Origin of the sequence: Myxococcus xanthus, from assembly GCF_013116825.1 — a bacterium.
Lineage (GTDB): Bacteria > Myxococcota > Myxococcia > Myxococcales > Myxococcaceae > Myxococcus > Myxococcus xanthus_B.
Map to the genome: position 1 here is coordinate 74,763 of NZ_JABFNS010000019.1, position 7,762 is coordinate 82,524.

7 protein-coding genes are annotated in these 7,762 nt (G+C 72.1%); 5 read left to right on the forward strand and 2 right to left on the reverse strand.

Features of this window, described 5'->3' with window-relative positions:
* Nucleotides 1-38: 38 nt before the first annotated feature.
* Together HNV26_RS08000 and HNV26_RS08005 are read right to left on the reverse strand one after the other, a co-directional pair.
* On the reverse strand, nt 39-797 hold the full coding sequence (locus tag HNV26_RS08000) for a hypothetical protein (protein ID WP_171441480.1): 759 nt from the start codon (nt 795-797) through the stop codon (nt 39-41).
* Nucleotides 798-887: 90 nt separating this feature from the next.
* Entirely contained in the window at nt 888-1,178 is a 291-nt protein-coding gene (locus tag HNV26_RS08005; protein ID WP_011556689.1) for a DUF3467 domain-containing protein, read from the reverse strand.
* Between the two features lie 75 nt (nt 1,179-1,253).
* On the opposite strand from HNV26_RS08005, the gene HNV26_RS08010 reads away from it, so the two are divergent.
* The 5 genes from HNV26_RS08010 to HNV26_RS08030 all read left to right on the forward strand — a co-directional run bounded on the left by HNV26_RS08010 (nt 1,254) and on the right by HNV26_RS08030 (nt 7,697).
* Nucleotides 1,254-2,060: an alpha/beta hydrolase gene (locus HNV26_RS08010; protein WP_171441481.1), complete on the forward strand. Its 807-nt coding sequence runs from the start codon at nt 1,254-1,256 to the stop codon at nt 2,058-2,060.
* A 65-nt stretch (nt 2,061-2,125) separates the two neighbouring features.
* Nucleotides 2,126-2,854, forward strand: a complete 729-nt coding sequence (locus tag HNV26_RS08015; RefSeq protein WP_171441482.1) for an ABC transporter ATP-binding protein — start codon at nt 2,126-2,128, stop codon at nt 2,852-2,854.
* The gene (locus HNV26_RS08020) at nt 2,851-5,391 is read left to right on the forward strand and encodes an ABC transporter permease (protein ID WP_171441483.1); all 2,541 of its coding nucleotides are present in this window, start codon (nt 2,851-2,853) and stop codon (nt 5,389-5,391) included. Before HNV26_RS08015 ends, HNV26_RS08020 begins: the two co-directional genes overlap by 4 nt.
* 3 nt (nt 5,392-5,394) lie before the next feature.
* Nucleotides 5,395-6,633, forward strand: coding sequence for a lipocalin-like domain-containing protein (locus tag HNV26_RS08025; protein WP_171441484.1), 1,239 nt, complete (start codon nt 5,395-5,397; stop codon nt 6,631-6,633).
* 179 nt (nt 6,634-6,812) lie between these two features.
* Complete coding sequence (locus tag HNV26_RS08030) at nt 6,813-7,697, forward strand: toxin-antitoxin system YwqK family antitoxin (protein WP_171441485.1); 885 nt, start codon at nt 6,813-6,815, stop codon at nt 7,695-7,697.
* Nucleotides 7,698-7,762 lie beyond the last annotated feature (65 nt).

The following is a 7,762-nucleotide window of genomic DNA, read 5'->3' on the forward strand; positions in this document are numbered from 1 at the left end:
TACACCAACTTCCCGGCCCCGGGGAGAACTCCCGCGCACTACTGCTGCATCGAGTATTCGTCCGGGGCCTCGAAGTCCACGGGCGGGACCGCCGGCGCCATCTGTCCCGCCGCGTCGAAGGCCTGGATGCGGGCCCGGTAGCTGCGGCCGTCCTCCATGGCGAAGGTGCCGCTGCAGGCCTCATGGCCGATGAAGGCGGTGTTGTTGCTCACCGGCACCACGTACTGCTGCACGCTGGGGCCAGGACGGCGCGGCTCCAGCTTCACCACCAGGTACGCCGGGCTGTCCTCCTTGAGCGACAGGTTGAGCCGCACGAAGCGGGCGGTGCCCTGCGCGGTGCGGCGAAGGAAGCCCTCGGAGACGGCGGGCCGCTTGAGCCAGCGAGGCGCCTGCTTGTCCGGCCCCTTGCCCGTGCGCCACTCGGGCAGCATGGTGCCCCGGCCGTTGAGGAGCGCCACGTTGGGCAGCGCCTCGTCCACGCGCAGCGTGTAGCGCTTGTCCGCCTCCATGGCCCCGGCGGGCTTGAGGATGACGGTGACGCGGCCCAGGCTGCTCTCCCAGCCGCGCTGCACCGCCACCTCGACGACGTGGCTGTCCGACACCAGCCGCAGCTTCTTCCCCACCAGCGCGGCCACCTGGGGGCGCGCCGTCCCGACGCCTTCCAGCAGGAAGCGGGAGTTGGTGGGGATGATGGAGCCCGGTGTGGGGAAGAGCTGCACGCCATCCCCCAGGCACTGGGCCACGGCGGAAGAGGCGTAGAGCGATACGAGCAAGGGGACCAGGAGTCTCAGCACCATGGCCCCGAGTCTGCGCGCCAGCGGGCCCGAAGGCCAGCGAAGCGCCCGAGGAAACACGCGACGTGCGGGCTCCCCCGGCGAAAACGGCGCTCAGTGCATGCCGCCGTCTTCCTCTGGAATCGCGATGGGGCCGAACTTCGCCTCGTAGCGCTGGATGTTGTCCTGCATCGCCGCCACCAGGCGCTTCATGTGCTTGGGGTTGGTGATGATGCGCGAACGCACCCGGGCCTTGGGCTGCTGGGGCTGGACGTAGATGAAGTCCAGGGTGAACTCGGTGTCGGAGTGGTTCACCAGGGCCATGTTGACGTACTGACCATTGGCCACGTCTTCGTCCATCTGAATCTGCAACTGCATGTCCGGGGGCTTCGGAGTGTCCGCCATGAGGCAGGGGGCATAGCGCCTGCGCTCGCGCGTGGCCAGTGTCACGGCGTGAGCCCGTTCCCAGAAGCCGCTCCCATGGACCCGCGAAAGACGGCGCCCTTCGAGCTGGGCCGGGGCGAGGAGGTGTGCCTGCTCCTGCACGGCTTCACGGGGAGCCCCTGGGACGTACGCCCCCTGGGCGAGGCCCTGGCGGTCCGTGGCCTGCGCGTGGTGGCGCCGCGCCTGCCCGGCCATGGCACCACCCCGCGGGCCCTGCTCGACGTCACCTGGCGTGACTGGTTGGCGGCGGCGGAGCACGCCCTGCACGCGCTCCGGGGCCACCGGAGCGTATTCGTGGCGGGCCTGTCCATGGGCGCGCTGCTGGCGCTCCAACTGGCCGCGCGGCATCCGGAGGAGATACGCGCGCTGACGCTGATGGCGCCGGCCGTGCGCTTCCGGGGGCCGCGCATGTTCCTGGTCCGGCAACTGGCGCGCACGCCCGTCCTGGAGTGGACGCGTCCGTGGGTGGAGAAGACGGGCACCGACATCTCGGACCCGGAGGCGCTGGCGGAAGCGCCCGTGCTGCCCGCCTTTCCCGTGGCCCGGCTGCGGGACTTGTGCACGTTGCAGACGCTGGCCATCCGGGACGCGGCCCGCGTGCGCTGCCCCACCCTGGTGGCGGTGGCGGAGCAGGACCACGTCGTGGACCCGGAGGGCGGACGGTGGCTCGCACAGCGCCTCACCGCGGCGCCGTCGGTGCGCGTCCTGTCGCTGCGGCAGGGGTATCACGTCATCCCCCGGGACACGGCGGGACCCTTGCTGGCGGCGGAGGTCGGAGACTTCCTGGCGCAGCAGCGGAGCGCCTCGTGGTGGGAGCCCGCGTCGCCCGCCGCTGGCGCCTGAGTGGGGTGCGGGCATGCGCTGAAGGTCGAGCGACGGACAGGGCATCCGTGTATGGAGAAGCCCCCATGTCCCCGCCCGACTCCCCTCCCCTGGTCGAACTGCGCGACGTCACGAAGGTCTACGCCGAAGGCGACACCACGCGCGAGGTGCTCTCCGGCGTGCGGCTCTCCTTGCGTCGCGGCGAGTTCGTGGTGCTGCTGGGGCGCAGCGGCTCGGGCAAGTCCACGCTGCTCAACCTCATCAGCGGCATCGACCTGGCCAGTCAGGGCGAGGTCCGCGTGGATGGCCGCGACCTGGGACGGATGAATGAGCGCGAGCGCACGCTGCTGCGGCGCGAGCGCATCGGCTTCATCTTCCAGGCCTTCAACCTGCTCCCCACGCTGACGGTGGAGGAGAACGTGCGGCTGCCGCTGGAGCTCAACGGCCATGGCGGCGCGGAGGCCAGTGCGCGGGCGCGGGCACTGCTCGAGCAGGTGGGGCTCGGCACCCGCGCCAGCAGCTTCCCGGATCGGCTGTCCGGCGGCGAGCAGCAGCGCGTCGCGGTGGCCCGCGCGCTGGCCCATGAGCCACCGCTGCTGCTGGCGGACGAGCCCACCGGCAACCTCGACGAGGCCACGGGACGGCAGGTGCTGGACCTGCTGGAGGCGCTGACCCGGAAGGGCAACACCTGCGCGCTCGTCGTCACCCACGAGCCCGGCCTGGTGGCCCGCGCTCACCGCGTCCTGACGATGGAGGGCGGCCGGCTGGTGGAGGTGGAGCACACGCGCAGCCGCGCGATGAAGGAGGCGCTGTGAAGGGGCTGCTGGTCCGCTCCAGCCTGCGCCACCTGGGCCGCCACCCGTGGCTGACGGCCCTGTCGCTGCTGGGCATCGCGCTGGGCGTGGCGGTGGTGGTGTCCATCGACCTGGCCAGCGGCAGCGCCCTGCGCGCCTTCGAGCGCTCCACCGACGCGGTGGCCGGACGCGCCACGCACCAGCTCCTGGGCGGCGCCACGGGCGTGCCGGAGGCGGTGTACCAGGCGCTGCGCGTGCGCCCCGGCGCCCCCGTGGCCGCGCCCGTGGTGGAGGGCCACGTCCAGGCGGCGGTGGGCGACAAGCGCACGCTCACCGTGCTGGGCGTGGACCCCTTCGCGGAGGGGCCTTTCCGCGACTACGCCCGGGGCGAGGCGGTGGGGAACGTGAGCGCGCTGCTCACCGAGCCGGGCGCGGTGATGCTGAGCGCCCGCGCCGCGCGCGCCCTGGGCCTGTCCACCGGCGACACGCTGCCGGTGCACCTGGAAGGACTGGAGAAGCCGCTGCGCGTGGTGGGCCTGCTGGAGCCCGCGGACGAGGACACCGCGCGGGCCCTGGAGGCCCTGGTGCTCACCGACGTGTCCACCGCGCAGGAGCTGCTGGGGCACACCGGCCGGCTGACGCGCGTGGACCTGCGGCTGACCGGCGGCGACGCGCAGGAGCGCGAAGTGGCGGCCACGCTGCCGCAAGGCCTGGAGCTGGTGCGCGCCGCCGCGCGGGCGGGCACGGTGGAGCAGATGACGCGGGCCTTCCGCACCAACCTCACCGCGCTGTCGCTGCTGGCGCTCGTGGTGGGGATGTTCCTCATCTACAACACCATGACGTTCTCCGTCGTGCAGCGGCGCGGGCTGCTGGGCCGCCTGCGCGCGGTGGGCATCACCCGGCGCGAGCTCTTCGCGCTGGTGCTGGGAGAAGCGGCCGTGCTGGGCGCGGTGGGGACGGTGGCGGGGCTGCTCCTGGGCGTGTTGCTGGCGCGAGGGCTGGTGGAGCTCGTCACCCAGACGCTCAATGACTTGTATTTCGTGGTGAGCGTGCGGCGGCTGGCGCTGGAGCCCTTCACCCTGTTCAAGGGGCTGGCGCTGGGACTGGGCGCCACGCTGCTGGCGGCGCTGGTGCCCGCGTGGGAGGCCGCGCGCTCGCCGCCGGTGACGACGATGCGCAGGTCCACGCTGGAGGACGTGTCGCGGGGACGGGCGCCCCGGCTGGCGCTGCTGGGCCTCGGGGTGCTGGCCGCGAGCACCGTGCTGCTGCGGTGGCCCACCCAGGCGCTGCTTCCCGCGTATGGCGGCCTCTTCTCGGTGCTGCTGGGCGCGGCGCTGCTGGTGCCCTGGGCCACGCAGACGGTGTCCTCACTGGCGGCGCGGCCGCTGGGCATGGCCTTTGGTTTGCTGGGGCGCATGGCCGCGCGTGGCGTGCACACCAGCCTCAGCCGCACGTCCGTGGCGCTGGCGGCGCTGATGGTGGCGGTGGCCACCACGGTGGGCGTGGGCCTCATGGTGTCCAGCTTCCGGGGCACGGTAGTGTCATGGCTGGACACCTCGCTCCAGGCGGACGTGTTCATCTCGCCGCCCTCGCTCGTGGCGCGGCGCGGAGGCGCGACGCTGCTCCCCGGTCTGGCGGAGACGCTGCGCGCCACGCCGGGCATCGCGGGCAGCAGCACCCTTCGCGTGGCGAACGTGCGCGTGGACGGCGTGCCCACGGACCTGATGGCCGTCGACTTCTCGCGCACGCCGGTGCGCCCCTACACCTTCAAGCAGGGCGACGCGGAGACGGCGTGGCGTGAGCTGGAGTCCTCGCCCGACACGATTCTCGTCTCGGAGCCCTTCGGCTTCCACCGGGGCGTGGGGCTGGGGGACTCCGTGCGGCTGGCCACGGACAGGGGCCCCCGCGACTTCCGCGTGGTGGGCGTGTACTTCGACTACGGCTCCGACGTGGGCACGCTGCTGATGCCACGCACCACCTACGAGCACTGGTACGACGACCGGGGCATCAGCGGCGTGGCGCTGTACGCGGCGCCCGGCCAGGACGTGGACGCGCTGGTGGCCTCGGTGCGCGAGCGCGCCGGAGACGCCCAGGCGCTGCTGGTGCGCGCCAACCGCTCGCTGCGGCAGGCGTCCCTGGACGTCTTCGACCGCACCTTCACGATTACGCAGGTGCTGCGGCTGCTCGCCATTGGCGTGGCGTTCGTCGGAGTGCTGAGCGCGCTGATGGCGCTGCAACTGGAGCGGGCACGCGAGTTCGCCGTGCTGCGCGCCACCGGCCTGACGCCGGAGCAACTCTGGGGCCTGGTGTCACTGCAGACAGGTCTGCTGGGACTGCTGGCGGGGCTGTTCTCCGTGCCGTTGGGCGTGGGGCTGGCCTACGTGCTGGTGCACGTCATCAACCAGCGCTCCTTCGGATGGACGCTGCAACTGGCCCTGACGCCCCAGACGCTGGTGCAGGCCGTGGTGCTCGCGCTGGTGGCGGCGGCGCTGGCGGGCCTCTACCCCGCCTGGAAGATGGCGCGCGCCCACCCCGCGCTGGCGCTGCGGGAGGAGTGACACATGAGCAACGGCCGGGGACTCGTCGTGGGAACGGCGGTGGTGTTGGTGGGACTGGCGGCGGCGGTGGTGGCCATCACCCGCGAGCCACCACTGCCCGCGCTGCGCCAGGGCGGCACGCTGACCGTGGCCAGCGCCATGAGCGGCAGCACGGAGGGTTACGCGCGCGCGGTGGAGCCTCGGGACTTCCACTTCCCCGAGGACCACGGCCCGCATCCGGAGTACCGCACGGAGTGGTGGTACTGGACGGGCAACCTGGAGACGGAGGACGGGCGCGCCTTCGGCTATCAGTTCACCCTGTTCCGCAACGCGCTGGCCCCCGAGGCCGCGCCGCGTGACTCCGCCTGGGGCTCAAGCCAGGTCTACATGGGGCACTTCGCGGTGACGGACGTGGCCCGTGGCGGCTTCCACGCCTCGGAGCGCTTCAGCCGCGTGGCGCTGGGCCTGTCCGGCGCCACCGCGCAACCCTTCAAGGTGTGGCTGGAGGACTGGGAGGCGGCCAGCGCGGGCCCGTCCACCTGGCCCATGCGGCTGCGCGCGCGGACCGACGCGGTGACACTGGAGCTGCTCCTGGAGCCGGGCAAGCCACCGGTGCGCCAGGGCGACCGGGGCCTGAGCCAGAAGAGCGCGGAGCGCGGCAACGCGTCCTATTACTACTCCATGACGCGCATGCCCTCGCGCGGCACGGTGCGGGTGGACGGGCGCACGTACGCGGTGAAGGGCCACAGCTGGATGGACCGCGAGTGGAGCACCAGCGCGCTCGGCGCGGACCAGGTGGGCTGGGATTGGTTCTCGCTCCAGCTCTCCGATGGCAGCGAGCTGATGTACTACCAGCTCCGTCACCGGGACGGCTCGCCGGACGCGTTCAGCACCGGCCTGTGGGTGCCGCCCGAAGGCACGGGTGAAGCGGTGCGCGTCGGCCGCGACGACATGAAGCTCACGGTGCTGGACACCTGGAAGAGCCCACGCAGCGGCGGCGAGTACCCGTCACGCTGGCGCATGCAGGTGGATTCGCTGGGCCTGGACCTCACCGTGACTCCGCGCCTGGCGGACCAGGAGCTCCCCGTCAGCGTGCTGTACTGGGAAGGAACGGTAGGCCTGGAGGGGACGCGCGCGGGCCAACCCCTCACGGGGCGCGGGTATGTGGAGCTGACGGGCTACGCGGACACGCAGGGGCCTCGGCGCAGGGAGTCCCAGGCGCGAGGCGCGCCGGATGCGCAACCCCCGCGGAACATCCGGTAGCGCATCCTCGCCTCCAACCCGGGGGCATCCCGTTCGCCAACTCCAGACAGCCGGAATCGCCGAACGGCCAGGGCAAACGCTTTGCCGCCTGCCTGGATTGCCCGGGCCTTTGCTCCAGTGGCACGAAGCAGGTGCCAGGGCCTTCACCGGCGCATGCCCGGTGAGAATGGGAGCGGACCATGCAACGGATGCGAGCGAGCTTTCTGATTCGGGGCGTGGACGGAAGATTGCGACATGGCAAGGCGCTCTTCTCGGGTCTGGCGTACTCCTTGAGACACGACGGCACGCTGGATTCGCTGATGGCGGCGTCGGAAGGTGTCATCACCGGCCCCTCCCCCGACTGGCTCCCGCTGCCCGAAGGCGGGCTGCGCGTGAACAGCGCGCTGCTGGAGATGCCCGAGGACTACGGCCCTCGCCTCTTCCAGGGCCGGCCCTTCACGGGCGTCGCCTATGCCTTCACGCGCAACGGCTACTGTACCTCCGAGGTGGAATACGCGGGCGGCTTCGCCACCGAGGTGTCCGAGCGGCGCTGGTACGTGTCGGGACAACCCAAGATGCACGTGGACGGCGGTGAGTACACGTCCTGGTTCCCCGATGGACGCATCCAGCGCCGGGGCTTGAAGGGCGAGCTCGTCTACGGCCTCAACACGCGGGACGACGGCCACCTGCGAGAGCTGGTGCTGCGGGACGCGAGCTTCCTGGACATGGAGATTTTGAGCGCGCTGACGCCGACGGAGGAGTTCCAGATGCTCGGCGGCGCGGTCGACACGGCGATGCTGCACACGCTGCGGGAGCAGACGGACATCGGCGCCGTCCCAAGACTCCGGCTGGTGCAGACCCGCGTGGGCGCGGAGGGCGTCGAAGTCCTGGCCGCCTTCAAGAACCTGCGGGAGGTCTGGTTCGACGGCAACCCGGGCCTGGGGCTCCAGGAGGCCCGGAAGCTTGAGCGGCTCCGGCCCGGCTGCGTGGCGCACCACGTGGCCCCCGACGCGCTCCCGCCCATGCGCAGGCCTCGCGTCCTGTCCTCCGCCGCCAACGGACACACGGCACGTCCCCGAGGGTGAGGCGTCCGGGTTCCCCGTGAGGGCAACGCGGAGCCCTGCCGATTCCTCGACCATCCCCCTGCCCC

What these genes read in the sequence shown, in the direction of transcription:
- HNV26_RS08000 (WP_171441480.1), bottom strand. Translation starts at nt 797, where the DNA reads ATGGTGCTGAGACTCCTGGTCCCCTTGCTCGTATCGCTCTACGCCTCT.
- HNV26_RS08005 (WP_011556689.1), bottom strand. Translation starts at nt 1,178, where the DNA reads ATGGCGGACACTCCGAAGCCCCCGGACATGCAGTTGCAGATTCAGATG.
- HNV26_RS08010 (WP_171441481.1), top strand. Translation starts at nt 1,254, where the DNA reads ATGGACCCGCGAAAGACGGCGCCCTTCGAGCTGGGCCGGGGCGAGGAG.
- HNV26_RS08015 (WP_171441482.1), top strand. Translation starts at nt 2,126, where the DNA reads ATGTCCCCGCCCGACTCCCCTCCCCTGGTCGAACTGCGCGACGTCACG.
- HNV26_RS08025 (WP_171441484.1), top strand. Translation starts at nt 5,395, where the DNA reads ATGAGCAACGGCCGGGGACTCGTCGTGGGAACGGCGGTGGTGTTGGTG.
- HNV26_RS08030 (WP_171441485.1), top strand. Translation starts at nt 6,813, where the DNA reads ATGCAACGGATGCGAGCGAGCTTTCTGATTCGGGGCGTGGACGGAAGA.